Origin of the sequence: Rhodococcus sp. WWJCD1, from assembly GCF_002258735.1 — a bacterium.
Taxonomy (GTDB): domain Bacteria; phylum Actinomycetota; class Actinomycetes; order Mycobacteriales; family Mycobacteriaceae; genus Rhodococcoides.
This window is the reverse complement of record NZ_NOXY01000026.1, coordinates 41,317-59,855: the sequence shown is the minus strand read 5'-3', so window position 1 is coordinate 59,855 and position 18,539 is coordinate 41,317. Positions and strand designations below refer to the sequence as shown.

The window sequence follows — 18,539 nt, the reverse complement described above, 5'->3', positions numbered from 1 at the left end:
CGTCGGACAGGGTGGACTCGAATTCCTCCACGCGACAAGTGACACAGGCCACACCCGCGGTGATGATTGATGCATGACCAACTTTCCCACTCTCGACCCCGAACTCGCCGCAGCCGTCACGATGCTTCCGAGCATCGATTTCGGCGACGTTCCGTCGGCGAGGTCGACGTTCAGCTCACTCCTCGATGCCATGCTCGCCGATCTCTCGATGGACGGAGTATCTCTACGCGAGCTCACCGTCCCCGGGCTCGACGGCGCTCCGGACGTCGTCGTCCGATTCTTCAAGCCGGAGCAGTCCGACGGGCCGCTGCCCGTGTTGGTATGGATCCATGGCGGCGGATTCGCAATCGGGACAGCGGCTTCCAGTGATCCCTACTGCGTGGATGTCGTTCGGGAACTCGGATTCGCAGTGGCGAGCGTCGAGTACCGGCTCGCCCCCGAGACCCCGTTTCCCGGGCCCCTCGATGACTGCTACGCCGCGCTTACGTACATCCACTCGCACGCGGACGAATTGGGAATCGACCCGACGCGGATTGCCGTGGGAGGGCAGAGCGCCGGTGGTGGCCTGGCAGCCGGAACGGTTCTCCGCGCTCGCGACGAAGGCGTCGTACCGGTGGCGTTCCAGTTGCTCGAGATCCCCGAACTCGACGACCGCCTCACCACCGTGTCGATGACCGAGTTCGTCGATACACCGATGTGGCACCGCCCCAACGCAATCCTGTCCTGGCAGTACTACCTGGGCGAGACCTACAGCGGACCGGACGACCCGGACGTCTCGATCTACGCCGCCCCGGCTCGCGCCACCGATCTTGCCGGTCTTCCTGCAACGTACGTCTCGACGATGGAGCTCGATCCGCTTCGCGACGAGGGCATCGACTACGCAGTGCGGTTGCTGCGGGCCGGAGTGAGCGTCGAACTGCATTCGTTCCCGGGCACTTTCCACGGCTCCGCGCTGCTGGCGACCGCGGAGGTGAGCAAGCGCGGACATGCGGAGGCGTTGGACGCCCTTCGCCGGGGCTTGCGCCTTCGTGTACACGCCTCGTAGCGTCTGTTCATGCAAGGACTGATGTACCGGCTCGCGGAGCTCGATGCCGACTCCGCGGGCCTGGTGCGCGTGATCGACTATTTCGACGCACTGATCAGACACGGCGCGGACACGTCCGCGATGCTGCGCGCCAGCGCGGCGTTGGCCGACTGCGTCGTCGGAATCGACGTCGTCGGCACGTCAGGCGGACACCGCCAGCATGCGCGGTGCGATCCGAAGGGCCGCTGGCTCACCCAGGCAGTCGCCGAGCGGTCCGAGACCAAGGACGTCGTCGTCGACGACGTCGTGATGGGTTCGGTGTGGATCGAGCGCGCAGGTCCCGCACTCGCTCTCGACGAGATGCTCGTCGATCGAATGGCCTTGACCGCAGCCATCATTTTGGTGCCTCGGCACATTCCGTCCGCGGCCGAACACACCCGAGCAGTCCTGTTTCCGATGGACGACATCGCACTGTTGAGTTCGCTGACCGCGTTGCACATCGAGCCGACCGCACGGGTACGAGTTGCCATTGCTGCTGCCGGCTCTCCGACGGAAACCAGCATGCCGACCGCCGGACGATCCATCCCGATCTCAGTGGACGACCACGCGATGTATCTACTGCAGGGTGAACCGTCCGCAGCCCTCGTGGGCTCCGGTTGCGTAGGCGTTTCGTTGGCCCTGACGGCGTCCGAACTCCATCGGCATCTCGGAAATGCACGGTTCGCTCTGGCACAGGCCGGCGAGCTCGAGCCGGTGGTGATCGCCGATAGATTCGGCGCACTGAATCTGTTGGCGAAGGGAAATACGTTGGTAATCAGCGATATTCCCGATCTCGTACGCATAGCCGAACTTCGCACGACCACTCACGGGATCGAGCTCATCAGCACCCTCCGCACCTACATGGGTTCGGGCAGCTTGCGTGCAACCGCCGACCGGATGCATCTTCACCACAGCAGCGTCGCGCATCGTCTGGCCAAAATATCGGAGGCGGTCGGCTATCCGGTCGATTCCATCGAGCACCGTGCCCGTGCAACGGCAATGATGATGGTGCTCGACGGCAGTGGTGCCGGAGTCGCATAATCACCCGATGGCACCGATACCCACGGGGACACTGAGAACCACCGACACCGGCTTCGCCCTCGAATTGAGCAGGACCATCTCGGCACCACGCGAGGACGTGTGGGCACACCTCACCGAATCTTCCCGGACGGCACTGTGGTTCGGTCCATGGGAGCGCATTTCGGACAACACCATTCGGGTCACGATGAGTTTCGAGGAGGGCGAGCCGGCCTCGGACATGATCATCGAAACGTGTGAGGCACCGGGCCTCCTGGCAGTACGGATGACCGGCGAGGGCCAGTGGCCACTCGAGGTCCGCCTGACCGAGAGAGGCACAGCGACCCTTCTCGTGCTCGTACACAGTTGCGAAAGCACGGACGGTCTGGGCGACATCGGACCGGGGTGGGAGTACTACCTGGACATGTTCGTCGCGGCCGGAAGCGGCGACCCACTCCCGAGTTTCGACGACTACTACCCATCCCAGCAGGAGTACTACTCATCGCTGCGCCCGCAGTGAATCAGTGGTGTCGCAGCGCGTCGATGAGCTCCTCCTTCTTCAGTTTCGAGTAACCTTCCAGGCCCAGTTCTTTGGCTCTGTCGGTCAATTCGTCCACGGTCCAGTCCTCGTAGGATCCGGACTTCCCACCTTTCTCACCGATCTGCTCCCTGCCCTCTTTCGCGGCTGCGTTCGAGATGCGAGCAGCCTTTTCCTTCGAGTTGCCTTCTTCGCGAAGCTTCTCGTACAGGCCCTGATCCTTCAACTGCGGCTGGTCGTCGGTTTCGTTGTTCTTCGCCGGCATCGGAAACTTCCTCTCGCTGGACTACATCGATTGTTGGAGCCCTACCCGGTGTGCAGGACGACAAACCCATCTAGGCGTGGTGTGCATCGAGTGGCATCGGGTAAGCGAACTGGATGCACTTGGATCGACCGGCCTCAGCGGGCCCGGACACCACCGACAACACACATGCCACCGACGCAGACGTCGCGCCCCTCTCGGTCGGCGTGGTCAGTGACGACGGCTTTGCGTCGACCGTCGCGTCCGCCATCATCGAGAAGTTGCCCGATCACGCGATGATCGACGGGCACCGGCGAGAACTACGGGTGTCCGGAGCATCGGTTCCGCTCCCACCCACCGCAACCGGTGCCGCCCCACTCGGTCAGTGGCTGGCATCAGTGCAAGCCACCGACAACTACGACATTGTCTTGTGTGTCTCGGAGGTTCCTCGCCGCCTCGGGTCGCGCCCGGTGATCGCCGAGATTCGAGGCGGTACGACGGGCGCGCTGTACGTGCCCTCCTTCGGAACACTGGCGGTCCGGCGACGCGCTGTCTCGGCCGCACTGGCGGTATTGCACGAGTTGATCGAAGCCGACGACCCCTCACGGCAACCACGTAGATACTCTCGCTCTCGCTGGGCTCCGAGTGATTCCGGGGAGGGTGCCGAAGTTCTCCTGACGTCGAGCATATTCGGGCGAATCAGGTTGGTATCGGGAATGATTCGGTGTAATCGTCCGTGGCGGTTGGTTCCCACGTTGTCGAGCGCGCTTGCAGCCGCGAGCGCAGCGTCCGCCTTCGGTGTGTTCTACGCGAGCATCTGGCAGATGGCGGCGTCGATGAGCCTAGGACGACTGGCGATGATCGGAGTCACCGCGGTGATCGCCATGACGGTGTGGGTCGTCTTCCCCAACGGGCTGTGGGAGAAGCGATCGTTCCGAAGCTCGACGATCGATCGCTGGATGTACAACGCAGCCACCCTCGGAACGGTCCTGGCCGGTGCGCTCTGCATGTACGCGCTGCTGTTCGCAGTCGTACTGTTCTCGGCAGCGGTGGTCATTTCGCCGGACTTCCTGACTACACAGATCGGTCGCGACGCGACTCTTGGCGACTATCTCTCCCTCGCATGGCTCGCCGCTTCGCTGGGTACGGCGGCAGGCGCAGTCGGCTCCTCCGTGGCAAATCGCGAGGACATTCTCGGTGCCACCTACGGTCACCGCGAACTGATTCGTCGAGAGTCGGCCAGCGCGTCCTCGTAACGACCGTCGAACCCTCGGCGTTGTGAGTGAGAACAACCAGATGTGGGTACGTTCGGGATATGCCATATCTCGAACGAGTTGCCGATGTCTTCGTACTGAACCTCGGAAGCCGAGGTGTCGACGACACCGAAAACCGCATCAGTCCGGATTGGGTTGCCGAGATCAATACTCTGCTCGACGAAGTCCAGGCCAGTTCCGGTGCCGCTGCGCTCGTCACGACAGCGACAGGCAAGTACTTCTCCACCGGAGTGGACCTGTCGTGGGGTGCGGAGAATCTCGACCAGATCAACCGATTCATCGGCACCGTTCAGGAGATGTTGGTGCGCTTTCTGACGCTTCCGATGCAGACAGTCGCGGCCATGCAGGGACACACTTTCGGTGGTGCCGCATTTTTCGTGATGGCGCACGACTACCGGATCATGCGATCCGATCGCGGCTTCCTCTGCTTCCCCGGTGTCAACATCGGCGCGACCTACAGCCCGGGAACCGTCGACATGGTGCGAGCGAGACTGGCTCCCCATGCGTTCCACGAGGCACTCACCACCGGACGCCGCTACGGCGGAGGTGACGCCATGGCACTCGGGCTTGTCGATGCTGTATCGCCCGCCGATTCACTGCTCGACGACGCCGTCGCCCGCGCAGGCGACCTGGCCGGAACTCGTGGCGACGTTCTGGGCGAGATCAAACGCACCATGTACGCCGGTGAGATCCGTTCCCTGCTGACGCCTGTCGCAGGCGTCGACGAAATGGAATGGGCCTCGAACTAGGTAGGCCTCATTTTCCAGTCACGAGGGGCGCGACCTCGGTGCCGAGCAATTCGATGCCGCGAAGCAGGTCGCTGTGCGCCAGCCGCGGATTGGTCATCTGTAGCGACAGTCGATCCACACCGCCCAGTTGCTCACCCACTCGCAGAATCTTGTCTGCCACCGTCTGCGGATCGCCCATGAAGAACGCGCCGTTCGGGCCGGAAGTGGCGTCGAACTGTTGCCGGCTCGGTCGGGCAAATCCACGCTCACGGGAGATCTTGGTGAACATCTCGTTCCAGCCGGGATAGATGGTGTCGGCTGCAGCCTGGGTTGTCTCGGCGACGAAGCCGAACACGTGCAGACCCACCTTCAGCTGCTCGGGCGGGTGACCCGCTTGCGCGCCGGCGCGGCGGTAGAGGTCGACGAGCGGAGCGAACTGGCGTGGCTCGCCGCCGATGATGGCGATCATCAGCGGGAGTCCCAGAAGTCCTGCGCGAGCAAAGGATTCAGGGGTGCCACCTACACCGACCCAGATCGGCAACGGGTCCTGAAGTGGGCGCGGATAGATCCCCTGTCGGTTGAGCGCCGGACGGTGCCGACCCGACCAGGTGACTTCTACGTTGTCGCGGATCTGCAGCAGGAGGTCCAGCTTTTCAGCAAAGAGCGAGTCATAATCGGCCAGATCCAGGCCGAACAGCGGGAACGATTCGGTGAAGGAACCGCGACCCACGACCAGGTCGATCCGCCCTTTCGAGATCAGGTCCAGGGTGGCGAACTCTTGGAACACCCGCACCGGATCGTCTGCGCTGAGTACCTTGACGGCGCTACCGAGCCTGATGTTCTGGGTTCGCGCAGCAGCGGCAGCCAGGATGATCGACGGGGCCGAGTCGTAGTACTCACTGCGATGATGCTCGCCGATGCCGAACGAATACAGCCCAACCTGATCGGCGAGTGCGATCTCCTCGAGCAGGTGACTCATCCGCTCCTCTGGAGCGATCACCCGGCCGTCCGTCGGGTCGGTCACGGAAGAAACGAAACTGTCGACGCCCAGATGCACGATGGGACCTTTCGATCGGTGGTGGACGTATTCGTCAGCGTAGGTGAAACTTCAATTATTCCGCGGCAGACCAGAAGGGGCGTCTAATCTCCCCAGCGTTTCAACTCGTCCCCCGCGAAGTACATCTGTTGACTGGCACCGAAGCGAACCAACAGTTGGTGCTTCTCCTCGTAGAACCAGACCACGGTTCCGTAGACACCACTCATGGGCCCACTCAGTGGTGTCACGCCGTCGCCTATTCCGAATCCGTCCATCCCTGCACCGTACCGATCGAGGTTGCCGGAATCGGACAACCTACGCACACTCGCCGTTCGGCTTATCGCCCGCCGCGCTTACGTGCGCGCCGTTCGTCCAGCTTTCGCTTTCCGTAGCCCCATGTGATGCGGCCGAGACCCTCGAAGAGTCGGCTGGAGAGACTTCTGCGGCTGCTCATAGTGTGGCCTCGTTTCCAGTGGCGATCATGTTCTGTTGGTCCTTTCTCGGAAGCAGCAGGCTTTCCGGTACGCCCTGTACCTGGTAGCTGCGCCGAGTAAGTCGATTCGAACACGAGCAAGCACACATCGCTCACGTGTGATCTACATCACTGACTATCAATCGGGTACCGCGTTAGGCCTGCGCGACAAGTCGGTCGATCCACTCGAGCAACTCGGGGTAAGCAGCGATGTTGGTGGCCGTATGGTCGACTGCGGGAACGAGATCGGTTCCGAAGTCGAACTCCCGAACGGTGAAGCCGGTACCTCCGGCGGCGCGCCAGCGCTGCGTCAGGAGTCGGCTCTGCTCGATCTCGACAGAACGGTCGTGGATGCCGTGAACGATCATCACGGGCGCGACTGGCGCGGTGAATCCAACGGTGTTCGCCGCCGTCAGTGGGCCCAGTACGGGACCCAGCATCAGCGCGCTCAGCGACGTGCCGTCCGCAGTCAGGTCCTCGGACCGCAGTGATCCGTACCCGAGCGCGTCGGTGTTGCAGAAATCCAGTGCCGCATCGAGAGCTGCCCGTCCGCGATCATTGAACAGAGCGCGGATTCGGTCGGCCTGGTCGGGGTGCGCGCCGATCAGGCCGTCGATCGTATAGAGCATTGTCGCGGCCCACGCGGAGCCGTCCTGGCCTTCGACGCGGACCACAGGATCGGTCGGTGCGGCACCGACGAAGGCCCCGACCACGGACACGTCGGGCGCGTACGTGGAGGCGAGCTCTGCTGCGGCAGCCGACGCGACGCCGCCCGCCGAGTAGCCGTAAAGGACGACGGGCGCGTCGGTCTCACGTGCCGCGGCCCGCGCCGAGTCGAGCAGGGCACGTGCGCTGGCGACCCGGCCAAGGAACTCGTACTCGCCGGGGGTACCGAGCCCTTGGTAGTCGGTCGTGACCACCTGATACCCCTGTGCCAGAAGCGGCAACAGCGCCGGCATCGTCGTTGTCAGTCCCAACTCGGAGGAAGCCGAGCAGCGGTCAGCGATCCCGTAACTGCCCGGCGCATAAGCGATCACGGGCCGGGGTCCGGGCCCTGTCCATGCACGGGTCGGGGTGACCAGAAGCCCCGACACCGCCACTGCACGATCACGGGGATCGGCAGATCGGTACAGAATGCGCTCGGTGTGCGACCCCAGAAGGTCGAGCTGCGGCACGGGTTCTCGGCGCACGATGGACCCAGGTGCGTACGCCTCCAAATCGGCAACGGGAGCACCGTAGAAATCGGCACTACCCGGTGCCGCCGAGACGGGTGCGGCCGACAGCACGAGGGACCCGACAAGGACGGAGAGGGCGAAGGTGACGGAAAGGAGTCTCATCTCGCGGCCAAGTATGCGGCCCCGGGTGCTGATCCGCATTCGCTGTTCGCCGTCTTCCCGCTACTTTCCCAGCTTGATCCATGTCGGGACAAGGGTGCGTACCTGTGGTGCGCCGGCCAACAGCGGTGCCACTTCACGTTCGTACTCCCGATAAGCGGGATGCTGGAGAAATGTGACCGCATCCTTGGCGGTGCGGTAGTGCTGAAACGCAGTGATGCGATCGGGATCGTCGGAATCGAGACAGTAGTAGTAAGCGAGATGCCCGGGATTGTCGAGCACAGCCGGAGCCATGTGCTTTTCCCACAGGGCTCGGACAGCGTCGCGCTGGTTCGGCAGGGTCGTGTGAGAGACGACCACCGTGACGCCGGAGCCGGCCTCGGGTTCTGTTGACATCTCGGTTTCCTTTCGGTCGACGCATCCAATGCCCGCGATCATGCACCATGGGTCGGACATTCGACTGTGGAGTGAGAGGGCCGTGAGTTGGTCCGATCAGCCCCAGGCATCCCAGTACGCTTCTGATCGGGCATCGAAAACGATCACCGGAGTGTTGGGCCCGTCGAGTTGTGCTCGGTCGAGTGCGAATCCGCGCGGTAGATTCGCTCGACCGGCCTACGACCGTCAGACATGATCCACTCTGCCGGACGCCTGTCGAACAGCGTCCAGCCGGTGCGTTCGTACAGTTCGATCGCTTTGCCGGAGCGCTCGATGACATCGAGCATCGACGCACCTCCAATTCGCGCCTGCCGCAACAGCGCATCTCCGACGAGCGAGCCCCGGTGTCCCGGTCGCACGAAGAGTCGGGACACCCAGAGGGCACCCGCCTTGTCGACGATGACGACATGTCCGACGATGCGATTCTCATGCTCGGCAACCCGCGCGGCCGCCATGTTCTCGGGCGTCAACCAGTCAGCCGGATCGTGTGGCCAACGATGCGGATAGTCGTCGGATTTGTGGACGTCGATCAGCGCCTCGACACACAGCGGCAGGTCAGCTGGATCTCTCGATCGGACGACCACCATCGATCGAGTATCCCGCACCGATAGCCGTCAACGCTGATCAGGTCGCTCGGCCACCAGCGATCGCGCACGGGTGGTTTCTGTTCAACGACGCCGACCCCGAGCCTTCACGTCCCACCGCACCTCGGCTCCGTCGCAGATCACCCGAGAAGCCGGTGGCAGCAACATTTCCGACGATACCTGGACCACCGCATCGTGGGAAGCCACAGCCCAACGCGACCTTGAGTTCATCGTCGATTACGTTGCCGGACGGTCGAATTCGGCTCCTCCTCGAAACGTATCGGTTAGGCAGAGCTGCCAGGGACCGAATCAGGTTCCAGCGCTCAACTTTCGATCGTTACGATCGGCGATGCCTGCTGCACGGTGTACGAGGTCCATGGCAGGGTTGCGAGGACGTCGGGGAGGCCGGGGTAGTCCGAGACCCACGCTGTTGTGGGATCGGCGCCTTCGGTAACGCACGATGCGAGCGCAACATAGGTGCCGGCCGGGATATCGGTGACGTGTTGGGTACTGATTCCGACCTGGCCCGCGTCGTCGGTCGAGTACAGCGACTGACCGTTGCCGACGACCTCCCACACTGGAGGCAGCACTCCGCCCGGTGCGGGAGCCAACGATGTGCCGCAAGTCAGTTCGCTACCGGAATTGTTGGTAATCGTGTTTGTCACGGTCGACCCGTCGACCTCGAACGCGTACGTCACATCTGTCGACTGCGCCGCCGATGCCGTCGCGGGGAACACCAATAGTGCTGGGGCGCAGAGTAGAGCCCCGAGCAGCAGTCGGCGGGTCGATTGCATGGCAATTCTCCTCGTTCGAGCGAACTACGTCCGGTTCAACAGTCTGCCTCAAAAAATACCGATCAGCATCTTTCGAACCGAATGCAGCCTGAGGTCGCACAAAACAGGATCGAGAACCGTTGTGTCGGTGTCAGATTGCAGACGTCTACCGTCCACCAGTTCCCTGCTCCGATTCCGCACGCTTCTTGATGTATGCATTCCGAACGCGCAGGACGCGCCGAAGATACAGCTTGCCGGGGACGTCCAGGATCACAGCGCCGAGTCGTCCGCCAGGGAATGTCACCGACGTGATGTCGACCATGTGCGTGTGTTCACGTCGTGCGAGAAACAAATGCTCGTGACGCATGGAGGCAACGGGGCCGGTGACCTGCTCATCCACGAAATATCGTGAGGGCTCGTACTCCGTGATGCGACTGGTCAAGGTGAACCACACACCGAGGTGCCTGGAACGGATTTCGATTTCATCGCCCAAACGAAGATCACTTCGACCCGAGTCGACCCGCACACTCTCATCGAACGAACCCTGAGACTCGGCGTGAACGACAGCATCCGATTCCAGATCGAACACCACTGCCGGGTCCGCGTCGATCGACGTCGTCAGCCTGATGATGAAAGACATCCGCACAGCTTCGCAGGACACCTTCCGCTGATCCAGACGGCCTTCCACACAGGCGGAATCCGGTACGTCGAGCGTGTGAGAATTCGGCTATGCCTGCAACTTGGGAAGACTTCACCTGGATCTCCGACGAATACGAATGGGTACATACGGGCGTGTCGTTCACATTCGTCCACCACGACGATGCGGAAGCGGTCCTCGACGCCCTGACCACGTCGAGGACCGGCACGGTTACCGGTTTGGAGGGTGTCAATGCCGATGTCGAGGTCGTTGGCGTCGTTCAGGTGGGTGCTTGGGTTCTGGTGGTCGCACCGTCGGTTGCAGGGTTGGCCCATGAATTGATGGCACCGTTGTCGGTCGGTGGCGAGGCCCTCACCTTCGCGACTCAGTTGGGTCACAGCAATTTTGCCCAATGGGTCGACGGCGTACGAACGGCGATGTTCGATGCGCTGCTGAAGGATGGGCCGGGTTTCGATGAACTCGACAGCCCCTGGCGAGATCGCATGCGTGACGTCGGCGATGCCCCCGATACCGAGGACTCCATGCCCGACGGCCTGTTTCATACGCTGGAGGTCTATTTGGCGATGATCGTCAACCACACTGGCGTCGAACTGACTCGGGAGCTCTTGCGCAGCGCGCAGTTTCAGATAGGTGACTCCCTCGAATAGTGGAACTCGATGCGAGGTATCGCGAGCTCCACCGAGGAGTAGTCCGCTCAGCGGCGAAGCACTACATCCAACGGACCACCGGCATACCCGACTGAATCCAAGCACTCGTCGGCGGATACGTCCGAGACGAATCGACTGGGCAGCCACCCAACAAAAAACGCCCGTTCACCAGATGGTTCTGGTGAACGGGCGTTTCAGTGTGCGCCATCAGGGATTCGAACCCCGGACCCGCTGTACAAGAGATAACAATTCACGTGGATGCACTCGCGTCCATCAGTGGCCCGTTGAGCTGGGTGTTCGGCGAATCGAGTGACCATCGGCGTCCGCGTGAATCCACCCGGGTGCGCCCCAAAGTGATGAGTAAACTATGAGCACAGCGGGCCTGCTTTCAGTCCATCAGCGTCCCGCACGATCCTTCACCGTCTAAACGGACCGCCGTGGACATTCGACTCCACCATGTTTCACAGTGATGAGCTCCGTAGAACTGCTTGGAACCCCATCATCGGGACGAGGACACGCTCCGGATACGCCGCACCGAAGAGAACTTGCCCGTGCAGTGCCCATTGCCGTGGAATGCGAACCGTAGCTACATCAATGCCGATGACCGCCGTTCACGAAATATCACGGCCGTAAAGGTATGCCGGATCGTCGTCGACGATCTTGGCGAACATCCGCCAGTCCCCGACACAGGCACGAAGCTCGCCCACTCGCGCTGAGGCTCGACACCGCTCCCCATCCACGTGGTGCTCGAGGCGCAGTTTCCGCAACATCAAGAAGAATTCACGCGGGTGTCAATCACCGTGTAGTGGAGCCACTTTCCGCTTTTCACAGACCGGCGTCGCGGGCGACGAGTGCCGCTTGCACTCGGTTGGTCACCAGCAAAGCGGTCAGAATCCGACTGACGTGCGATTTGACGGTACTTTCGCGCATTCCGAGTTGAAGAGCGATGTCGGCGTTGGTATCTCCGCGTGCCAGCAGCGCAAGCACATCGTGTTCGCGCGGGGTCAACGTGCCGATCAGCGACTTCGCGGCGACGCGGTCGACGGTGCCTGTCCTGTGATATTTGTCGATCAACGCCCGCGCCGCGGTGGGGTGCAGAATCGCCGACCCTGCCGCAACGATGTGAACAGCGCGAAGTATCTCGGCGGGTGGGGTGTCTTTGAGCATGAATCCGTCTGCGCCAGCGGTGATTGCGCTGTAGACGTACTCGTCCAGATCGAATGTCGTCAGCGTAATTATTTTGGGCGGGTGAGGCAGGGCGCGCAGACGGGGAATGACGGCGATGCCATCCATCCGAGGCATACGAATGTCCACGAGCGCAACATCGACTCGAACCGCCAGAGCGTTCTCGATAGCTTCGAGGCCATCGGCCGCCTGAGCAACCACCTCGACGTCCGGATCATCGCCGAGCAGATCGCTCAGGCCGAGTCGGACCAGTGCGTCGTCGTCGACCACCATCACTCGAATCATGGCGCGGTTCTGTTCGTCAACGATGCCAAGGGAATTCGACCCCTGATCGCCCAAGCTGCGTTCTCTTCGGGTCCAGCGTCGATCGAGCCATCGAGCGCACGGACACGCTCTCGCAATCCAACCAATCCGAAGCCCGGAGGCGCCTGCGGGTCCAGGCTGGTCCCGGCCGTATTGCGCACTGCCACCAACACTGCATCCGGCACTCGATCGATATCGACGGTCACCGATCCACCTGCGGCGTGCTTTCGAGCGTTGGTAAGTCCTTCTTGCACAATGCGCTGTACAGCCAAGCGTTGCGCGGTCGAGATCTCACCCACCAGTCCGTCGACGTTCAGAGAGATATGTTGTCCGGCTCGACGCGCGTCGGTCACCAGTTCTTCCACATCACTCAACACCGGCCGCCGCGGTTCTCGACCGTCCGGCGCGCGTAGAGCCCCGAGCACATCCCTCAGATCGTTCAGCGCGTCGGTGGACGCCGTCCTGAGCAAAGCCAACCGTTCTCGTACCGGTTCGGGCACCGTTGCTGCCTTTGTCTCGAGCACACCAGCGTGCAACGCGATGAGGCTCAATCGGTGGGCAAGGACATCGTGCATCTCGAGAGCGATGCGGGCCCGTTCGGCTTCTCGCGCTCGTTCTTCGCCGAGAACCCTCTCCGCACGCAGATGCTCGATCTCGTTGTTGAGTTCCTCGAGTCCTTCCCGTCTACGCCCGACCACAGTCCCCACCGCGGTGACCACAGCGAACAGCACGAGCGAGACAGCTACCGTCGGTGCGTCCATCCGGACCGAGCCGACAGGTGCGACCAGTGAAAAACTGGCGACGACGACCGCACAGATTGCTGCGGCCGGCACTCGTCGTTGTGTCCCGAGATCGTAGAGAGCGAGCATCAGCAACGGGAGCAGCGCTGTCCCGAACACGACTGCAGCAGCCGTCGTCGCCACAGGAACTACGTACCAGCCATGGGGTCGACGGGCCGCCACAGCGCCGCAGATGACCACGGCAATCACTGTCGCGACGCGGTAGGCCGGCGTCGCGAACTGCAGCCCAGTGGTCACCCCATTGAACGTCAACGCAGCGACGATCAGATAGCGCGCTGTCTGACGCACCGAAGGCTTGGCGAACCAGTTCACCGACACGACGGTAGTCGGCCTCAGTCACTGAGGTCCCACAACCAACGGCTGCAGTTACCCCCTACTTTCGTCGGATCAGAACACCGCAGAACGGCCGATGGCACCGACGCTGAGCATCCATAGCGTCGGTGGCATGGACGACCACGAACGTGCACCACACCCGATCGCGCAGCTAGGACGAGCAAGCACACTGTTCGTCCGCGAGGCGATCCGCAACCGGCATGACGTCGGTGCGGTGGCCCCGAGCAGTACCGCACTCGCACTCGCGCTGACACATCCAGTCGAGAGAAAGCGTCGCGGCCGGAAAGTACTGGAAGTGGGCGGCGGGACGGGCGCGGTGACGTACGAGCTGATGCGACGACTCGATCCCTCCGACCGCCTCGATATCGTCGAAGCCAACCCGAACTTCGCCGAAATCCTCCGCACTCGCACACATCGCCCACGCGAAGCCGGTGGCCCACGAACGCAGGTACACCGGACCCGAATCGAGCACTTCGAGACCACGACAGAGTACGACCTGATCGTGTCCGGACTACCGTTCGCAAACTTCGAGCCCGACGTCGTCAGAACGATCACCGACCGGTACCGAGAACTGGTGGCCGCCAGCGGCACGATCACGTACTTCGCGTATCGCGGGACCCGTCGTCTCCGTGCGCTGTCCCCGCACCGCGATTCGGTCCGACGGCATGACGAGGTCGACGAGCGGCTGGCGGAGTTCCGTGCCGGGTTCGTTGCATCTCAGCGCACGGTGTGGGCGAATGTACCCCCGGCGCGTGTGTGGCAGCTTCAGGTTCGCTGCGTACGCGATAACCACAGTGCGCAACGATGATCAACATTGCCGGGGCGCACAGGCAAGGTATTCGGACGTACGCGTGGAGTGCTGACAGTTCGACCGCTACACGCATCCACATAACGAAGGGACCCTCATGATCGGATGGTTGAGTGCCTTGCCCGGGTGGCTCGTGGCTCTGACCATCGGCACATCCATCCTTGTCGAGTCGGGTTTTCTTCTCGGTCTGGTGCTCCCCGGAACGACGGCAGTGATTGCGATGGGGGTGATGGCCGGGCTCGGTATCGTTCCTCCACCGGTCGCGTACATCGTCGCCATCGCCGCCGCTGTCGCCGGACCCTCCATCGGATGGCGCGTCGGCAGGATCGGGGGCCCGGCAGTGCGCACCTCGAAACTGGGTCAGCGGATCCCCGAGAGCTCATGGCAGACGGCCGAACGCGTCATCGACACCAAGGGACGGAAAGCTGTCGCTGTCGCCCAGTTCGTTGTCGGCGCACGCACTCTGGTACCACTGCTGGTCGGGATGTCCCCCATGCCCTACGCGCGGTTCGCGCTGGTCAGTATTCCTACCGCGACTGTGTGGGCGGCTCTGCTCACTCTTGCCGGCCACCTGGCCGGTGCCAGTTATCAGGTCCTGACCGAGGCGCTTGGAAACGGCACAGTCGCAGTAGCCGTCGTGGTGATAGTCATCGTGTTCCTGGGCGTTGCCGGCCGATTCGTCGCACGTCAGCCGCAGTGGGGACTACTACCGACCGGCAATAATCACCCCGGGAGGTCTGCTCGAATTCATTCCGCCGTCGATCGCGTCGTGACGGCGCGGGTAGGTCCACGCTCGGCACCGACGATTACCGGTGTTCTCTGGTGGTTGATCGCAGTGTTCGCCGGGTTGGCCACGTGTGCCGCGATGGTGTGGGCCGTGCAGCGCAGCACCCTCGACTCTGTAGACAATTCAGCCGCCACCTGGGTGAACGAGCGGGCCTCGGACACTGCGAACACTGCCGCCGAAGTCGTTCTCACCGGACTCAATGCAACGACCGTGCTCTTGGTGACCTACGTGGTCACGCTCGTGTTCGTGTTGCGCCACCGAAGCCATGCCGACCGACCGCGACGAATGCGGGCCATCACAATCTCGTTGGGGCTCGCGGCTCTCGCCATTGCGAGCGAGTGGGTCGCAGACTACGTCCGCGAACGATCAGCCGACACCGAATCTCCTGTCCACTTCTTCGATCTTCAAGCTGCCATCGTCCCCTGCGCGCTCGCGATCGTAGTGATCCTGCTGAGCCCATGGGTGACCCGCCCGATTCGGATACTGGCGTGGATCGTCGCCGGCCTACTGAGCGGATTACTCGCAGCCGCCCAACTCGTACTCACCCTGATGACCCTCAGCGAAGTCGTCCTCTCCCTCGTCGTGGCCGCCGCGTGGACTGTCCTGCTCGTCAACGTCGTCCGAACACCGGAAACTGAACAGTCCCGGGTTTGATGCCGCTTCGTTCTTTACGAAGGATGAAGCACAAGCCTGAGCGTTGCTCGGCCGAGCAACATGAGCGTGCGGTGAAGACGGTCCTCGACCACCTCCACGAGTACAACTCCTGCATTTGCCTATCGTTCTCGTGCCCGTCCGTCGTCTCAATGCCGATACAGCTCAAGCAACCGCCGCGGAATACCCACGGATACTTGCCGCGTTCGATTGTGGAGGCTCAAAAAGATGAGTAAGTGATGACTGGAGCGTCCACAGACGTCCATCAGCTATCCGGCAGTGCGAATCCGGCACACAATTCGCAGGTCAGCGGCATGGCAGCCGGAACCTGACTCCCTGTATTTGCGATTAAGAGTCAAGTCTCCGAAACGCTCTACGCCGCTTGAGAACCCGCAGGTCACGGAGTTGTCCATCTTCGCGAAGCTTGCGGATGCCCAGCCATACCCGGACGACAAAAAGTGCCCCTGACCAGCGTAAACGCTGTTCAGGGGCACTCGGTGTGCGCCATCAGGGATTCGAACCCCGGACCCGCTGATTAAGAGTCAGCTGCTCTAACCAACTGAGCTAATGGCGCCGATCCGCACCGCGTGTTCTCTGCGGTGCGGGAGAAACATTAACAGCAGATGCCGCCAGATGTGAAATCGGCTGGTCAAAGCGCCTGTTGCGTCAGTTGAAGATCCTGCGAACCACGAGAACTGCCACCACTGCACCCACTCCGAGCAGAGTGAACTTCACTGCCGGCTCGTTGAGCTTTGCCACCACGGACTGCTTGGTGTTGGCGACGATGTTCTTGGGGCTGGCACGGACGCTCAGCTCGTCCAGGGTGCTGGCGAGCTGATTGCGAGCGGCCTCGATCTCGCGCTCGATTCGGTCGGTGTCCTTGGCCACGTGTCCTCCAACTTGTTGCAAATAGTCTCGGTCGCAGTCGAGCCTAGAGCACGACGATATTTCGATAGTCTCGTGCGGTGACCGAATACAGCAAGCTCGAGCCGGGCGACACCGCTCCGGCGTTCACCCTGCCCGATGCCGACGGCAACGACGTCTCCCTCGCCGACTATGCAGGCAAGAAGGTGATCGTGTACTTCTACCCCGCCGCGAGCACCCCCGGCTGCACCAAGCAGGCCTGCGACTTCCGCGACAGTCTCGCCGAGCTCAACGGCGAAGGCCTCGAAGTCATCGGCATCTCCCCCGACAAGCCGGCCAAGCTCGCGAAGTTCCGCGACAAGGAAGAGCTGACGTTCCCGCTGCTCTCCGACGAGGAGAAGACGACGTTGCAGGCGTGGGGCGCATTCGGGGAGAAGAAGAACTACGGCAAGGTCTACGAGGGCGTCATCCGCTCCACGTTCCTCGTCGACGAGGCCGGCAAGATCGAGGTAGCGCAGTACAACGTCCGCGCCACCGGCCACGTCGCCAAGCTCCGCCGCGACCTAGCGGTCTGAGTCCCCACCGTCCGACCCGGCCAGCCGCTGCAGGAACAACGCCTCTGCGACGGCCATTCTCTCGATCTCCGTCGGATCCACGCTCTCGTTGGGAGCGTGGATTCGGCACCGGGGTTCCTCGACACCCATCAGCACGATCTCGGCGTCCGGCAGCACCTGAGCCAAGGCGTTGCACAGGGGAATCGAGCCACCCTGACCGGCCGTCCCCATCGGATGCCCGAACGCCTCCTCCAGCGCCTCGGACAGCGCCGCGTAGCCCGGCCCGTCGGTCTTCGCCCGGAACGGCGACCCGATCGCCTCCCGCTCGACGGTGACGCGCGCATGCCAAGGCGTACGCGCCTCCAGATGAGCCACCAACGCATCCTGAGCCGCCAGCGGATCCATTCCCGGCGGCACGCGCAGATTGAGACGCGCGGACGCACGCGGTGAGATCGCCGCCGCAGACCCCACGACGGGCGGGCAGTCGATCCCCAGAATGGTCAGAGCGGGCCGCGCCCACACCGCATCGGCCACAGAGCCCGAGCCCGCCAGCCCGACGCCGTCGAGCACCCCGGCATCGGAGCGGAACTGCTCCGTCTCGTACGCGACTCCGTCCCAAGTCTGCACTCCGTCGAGACCGTCGACCACGGTGTCACCCTGCTCGTTGCGCAGGGTGGAGAGCACCTGCACCAACGCGGCGAGCGCATCGGGAGCTGGACCGCCGTACATGCCGGAATGAACCTCTCCTGCAAGTGTTTCCACGTGTACCACCACATTGGCGATACCGCGAAGAGTGGTCGTCACCGTCGGCAGGCCTACCCGCGCGTTCCCGGTGTCGCCGATGACGACCACGTCGGCGGCGAACAATTCCGGTCGCTGCTCCACGAGCGCTTCGAGCCCACCCGTGCCCGTCTCTTCCGAACCCTCACAGACGATCCGAACGCCCACGCCGATGGACTCCCCCAGCGCCCGAAGCGCCAACAGGTGCATGATCACGTTGCCCTTGCAATCGGCCGATCCTCGCCCGTACCACCGACCGTCTCGCTCGGTCAGCTCGAAAGGCTCACTGTTCCAGAGATTCTGCTCTCCCGGAGGCTGAACGTCGTAGTGCGAGTAGAGCAGAACGGTCGGCGCTCCCGCGGGTGCCGGACGCGAGCCGACAACGGCCAGCGAGCCGTCGACCGTCTCGATCAACTGCACGTCCGGAACACCCGCGTCCAGGAAAGCCTGTTGCACCCAGCGTGCCGCACCGAAGCATTCCTCGACCGGAAACTGTCGGGGATCGTGTACCGACGTGAACCGAACCAGCTCTGCCAACTCCGCTTTCGCTCGGGGCATCGCCGCTTCGATGTCGGATCGAACGTCCACGGGTGGTGCATCGGCAGGCATAGTTCCTCCAAACGAGAAAATGACAGACAGGCTCTCGCCAGTCTGTCATCACTCGTAGCGCGGAG

The 18,539-nt window shown here is 62.8% G+C and carries 21 protein-coding genes and 1 tRNA gene; 9 read left to right on the top strand and 13 right to left on the bottom strand.

From position 1 onward, the window contains the following. The first annotated feature begins 73 nt into the window (after positions 1-73). From CH286_RS18390 to CH286_RS18380, 3 genes are read left to right on the top strand one after another with little or no spacing between them, the layout of a single operon-like run. A complete protein-coding gene (locus tag CH286_RS18390) occupies positions 74-1,045 on the top strand; it encodes an alpha/beta hydrolase (RefSeq protein WP_094610048.1) in 972 nt (323 codons plus the stop codon). Between the two features lie 9 nt (positions 1,046-1,054). After that, positions 1,055-2,104 carry a helix-turn-helix domain-containing protein gene (locus tag CH286_RS18385; RefSeq protein WP_255182704.1) on the top strand — a complete coding sequence of 350 codons (1,050 nt, stop codon included), beginning with the start codon at positions 1,055-1,057 and terminating at the stop codon, positions 2,102-2,104. Between the two features lie 7 nt (positions 2,105-2,111). Further along, the gene (locus CH286_RS18380) at positions 2,112-2,600 is read left to right on the top strand and encodes an SRPBCC domain-containing protein (protein ID WP_094610047.1); all 489 of its coding nucleotides are present in this window, start codon (positions 2,112-2,114) and stop codon (positions 2,598-2,600) included. A gap of 1 nt (position 2,601) precedes the next feature. Here CH286_RS18380 and CH286_RS18375 read toward each other — a convergent pair whose 3' ends face one another. Continuing rightward, positions 2,602-2,883 carry a DUF7218 family protein gene (locus CH286_RS18375; protein WP_032379277.1) on the bottom strand — a complete coding sequence of 94 codons (282 nt, stop codon included), beginning with the start codon at positions 2,881-2,883 and terminating at the stop codon, positions 2,602-2,604. 113 nt (positions 2,884-2,996) lie between these two features. Between CH286_RS18375 and CH286_RS18370 the strand changes: the two genes are divergently transcribed. Continuing rightward, complete coding sequence (locus CH286_RS18370; protein ID WP_094610046.1) at positions 2,997-4,115, top strand: hypothetical protein; 1,119 nt, start codon at positions 2,997-2,999, stop codon at positions 4,113-4,115. Positions 4,116-4,174: 59 nt separating this feature from the next. After that, complete coding sequence (locus tag CH286_RS18365; RefSeq protein ID WP_094610045.1) at positions 4,175-4,882, top strand: enoyl-CoA hydratase-related protein; 708 nt, start codon at positions 4,175-4,177, stop codon at positions 4,880-4,882. Between the two features lie 7 nt (positions 4,883-4,889). Here CH286_RS18365 and CH286_RS18360 read toward each other — a convergent pair whose 3' ends face one another. The 7 genes from CH286_RS18360 to CH286_RS18330 all read right to left on the bottom strand — a co-directional run bounded on the left by CH286_RS18360 (position 4,890) and on the right by CH286_RS18330 (position 10,135). Continuing rightward, complete coding sequence (locus CH286_RS18360) at positions 4,890-5,918, bottom strand: LLM class flavin-dependent oxidoreductase (RefSeq protein WP_037151119.1); 1,029 nt, start codon at positions 5,916-5,918, stop codon at positions 4,890-4,892. An 83-nt stretch (positions 5,919-6,001) separates the two neighbouring features. Then, positions 6,002-6,172 carry a hypothetical protein gene (locus CH286_RS18355; RefSeq protein WP_176458286.1) on the bottom strand — a complete coding sequence of 57 codons (171 nt, stop codon included), beginning with the start codon at positions 6,170-6,172 and terminating at the stop codon, positions 6,002-6,004. 352 nt (positions 6,173-6,524) lie between these two features. Next, positions 6,525-7,706: an alpha/beta fold hydrolase gene (locus CH286_RS18350; protein ID WP_176458289.1), complete on the bottom strand. Its 1,182-nt coding sequence runs from the start codon at positions 7,704-7,706 to the stop codon at positions 6,525-6,527. A gap of 60 nt (positions 7,707-7,766) precedes the next feature. Continuing rightward, positions 7,767-8,099, bottom strand: a complete 333-nt coding sequence (locus CH286_RS18345) for a putative quinol monooxygenase (protein ID WP_094610110.1) — start codon at positions 8,097-8,099, stop codon at positions 7,767-7,769. A 143-nt stretch (positions 8,100-8,242) separates the two neighbouring features. Further along, positions 8,243-8,725 (bottom strand): GNAT family N-acetyltransferase, encoded by a 483-nt coding sequence (locus CH286_RS18340; protein ID WP_094610042.1) that lies wholly within the window; start codon positions 8,723-8,725, stop codon positions 8,243-8,245. Positions 8,726-9,045: 320 nt separating this feature from the next. Then, positions 9,046-9,516 (bottom strand): hypothetical protein, encoded by a 471-nt coding sequence (locus CH286_RS18335; RefSeq protein ID WP_037151123.1) that lies wholly within the window; start codon positions 9,514-9,516, stop codon positions 9,046-9,048. Between the two features lie 145 nt (positions 9,517-9,661). Beyond that, positions 9,662-10,135, bottom strand: a complete 474-nt coding sequence (locus CH286_RS18330; RefSeq protein WP_141215876.1) for an SRPBCC family protein — start codon at positions 10,133-10,135, stop codon at positions 9,662-9,664. Positions 10,136-10,224: 89 nt separating this feature from the next. Between CH286_RS18330 and CH286_RS18325 the strand changes: the two genes are divergently transcribed. Next, positions 10,225-10,800 carry a DUF6461 domain-containing protein gene (locus CH286_RS18325; protein WP_094610040.1) on the top strand — a complete coding sequence of 192 codons (576 nt, stop codon included), beginning with the start codon at positions 10,225-10,227 and terminating at the stop codon, positions 10,798-10,800. Positions 10,801-11,625: 825 nt separating this feature from the next. Here CH286_RS18325 and CH286_RS18320 read toward each other — a convergent pair. After that, complete coding sequence (locus CH286_RS18320) at positions 11,626-12,270, bottom strand: response regulator (protein ID WP_094610039.1); 645 nt, start codon at positions 12,268-12,270, stop codon at positions 11,626-11,628. Further along, entirely contained in the window at positions 12,267-13,400 is a 1,134-nt protein-coding gene (locus CH286_RS18315) for a sensor histidine kinase (protein ID WP_141215875.1), read from the bottom strand. Before CH286_RS18315 ends, CH286_RS18320 begins: the two co-directional genes overlap by 4 nt. Positions 13,401-13,533: 133 nt before the next feature. Between CH286_RS18315 and CH286_RS18310 the strand changes: the two genes are divergently transcribed. Together CH286_RS18310 and CH286_RS18305 are read left to right on the top strand one after the other, a co-directional pair. Continuing rightward, the gene (locus tag CH286_RS18310) at positions 13,534-14,229 is read left to right on the top strand and encodes a class I SAM-dependent methyltransferase (RefSeq protein WP_037151336.1); all 696 of its coding nucleotides are present in this window, start codon (positions 13,534-13,536) and stop codon (positions 14,227-14,229) included. Positions 14,230-14,326: 97 nt separating this feature from the next. Further along, the gene (locus CH286_RS18305; protein WP_037151132.1) at positions 14,327-15,670 is read left to right on the top strand and encodes a DedA family protein; all 1,344 of its coding nucleotides are present in this window, start codon (positions 14,327-14,329) and stop codon (positions 15,668-15,670) included. A 497-nt stretch (positions 15,671-16,167) separates the two neighbouring features. Here the strand turns inward: CH286_RS18305 and CH286_RS18295 are convergent. Then, positions 16,168-16,241: transfer RNA gene (locus tag CH286_RS18295), tRNA-Lys, on the bottom strand. A 92-nt stretch (positions 16,242-16,333) separates the two neighbouring features. Next, entirely contained in the window at positions 16,334-16,555 is a 222-nt protein-coding gene (locus CH286_RS18290; protein ID WP_032375974.1) for a DUF3618 domain-containing protein, read from the bottom strand. Between the two features lie 77 nt (positions 16,556-16,632). Here CH286_RS18290 and bcp point away from each other — a divergent pair, with 77 nt between their 5' ends. After that, complete coding sequence (gene bcp / locus CH286_RS18285; protein ID WP_032375973.1) at positions 16,633-17,106, top strand: thioredoxin-dependent thiol peroxidase; 474 nt, start codon at positions 16,633-16,635, stop codon at positions 17,104-17,106. Here bcp and CH286_RS18280 read toward each other — a convergent pair. Further along, positions 17,095-18,474: a dipeptidase gene (locus CH286_RS18280; protein WP_094610037.1), complete on the bottom strand. Its 1,380-nt coding sequence runs from the start codon at positions 18,472-18,474 to the stop codon at positions 17,095-17,097. The genes bcp and CH286_RS18280 overlap by 12 nt on opposite strands. Positions 18,475-18,539: the final 65 nt, after the last annotated feature.

What these genes read in the sequence shown, in the direction of transcription:
- CH286_RS18390 (WP_094610048.1), top strand. Translation starts at nt 74, where the DNA reads ATGACCAACTTTCCCACTCTCGACCCCGAACTCGCCGCAGCCGTCACG.
- CH286_RS18385 (WP_255182704.1), top strand. Translation starts at nt 1,055, where the DNA reads ATGCAAGGACTGATGTACCGGCTCGCGGAGCTCGATGCCGACTCCGCG.
- CH286_RS18380 (WP_094610047.1), top strand. Translation starts at nt 2,112, where the DNA reads ATGGCACCGATACCCACGGGGACACTGAGAACCACCGACACCGGCTTC.
- CH286_RS18375 (WP_032379277.1), bottom strand. Translation starts at nt 2,883, where the DNA reads ATGCCGGCGAAGAACAACGAAACCGACGACCAGCCGCAGTTGAAGGAT.
- CH286_RS18370 (WP_094610046.1), top strand. Translation starts at nt 2,997, where the DNA reads ATGCACTTGGATCGACCGGCCTCAGCGGGCCCGGACACCACCGACAAC.
- CH286_RS18365 (WP_094610045.1), top strand. Translation starts at nt 4,175, where the DNA reads ATGCCATATCTCGAACGAGTTGCCGATGTCTTCGTACTGAACCTCGGA.
- CH286_RS18355 (WP_176458286.1), bottom strand. Translation starts at nt 6,172, where the DNA reads ATGGACGGATTCGGAATAGGCGACGGCGTGACACCACTGAGTGGGCCC.
- CH286_RS18350 (WP_176458289.1), bottom strand. Translation starts at nt 7,706, where the DNA reads ATGAGACTCCTTTCCGTCACCTTCGCCCTCTCCGTCCTTGTCGGGTCC.
- CH286_RS18345 (WP_094610110.1), bottom strand. Translation starts at nt 8,099, where the DNA reads ATGTCAACAGAACCCGAGGCCGGCTCCGGCGTCACGGTGGTCGTCTCT.
- CH286_RS18340 (WP_094610042.1), bottom strand. Translation starts at nt 8,725, where the DNA reads ATGGTGGTCGTCCGATCGAGAGATCCAGCTGACCTGCCGCTGTGTGTC.
- CH286_RS18335 (WP_037151123.1), bottom strand. Translation starts at nt 9,516, where the DNA reads ATGCAATCGACCCGCCGACTGCTGCTCGGGGCTCTACTCTGCGCCCCA.
- CH286_RS18330 (WP_141215876.1), bottom strand. Translation starts at nt 10,135, where the DNA reads ATGTCTTTCATCATCAGGCTGACGACGTCGATCGACGCGGACCCGGCA.
- CH286_RS18325 (WP_094610040.1), top strand. Translation starts at nt 10,225, where the DNA reads ATGCCTGCAACTTGGGAAGACTTCACCTGGATCTCCGACGAATACGAA.
- CH286_RS18320 (WP_094610039.1), bottom strand. Translation starts at nt 12,270, where the DNA reads ATGATTCGAGTGATGGTGGTCGACGACGACGCACTGGTCCGACTCGGC.
- CH286_RS18310 (WP_037151336.1), top strand. Translation starts at nt 13,534, where the DNA reads ATGGACGACCACGAACGTGCACCACACCCGATCGCGCAGCTAGGACGA.
- CH286_RS18305 (WP_037151132.1), top strand. Translation starts at nt 14,327, where the DNA reads ATGATCGGATGGTTGAGTGCCTTGCCCGGGTGGCTCGTGGCTCTGACC.
- CH286_RS18280 (WP_094610037.1), bottom strand. Translation starts at nt 18,474, where the DNA reads ATGCCTGCCGATGCACCACCCGTGGACGTTCGATCCGACATCGAAGCG.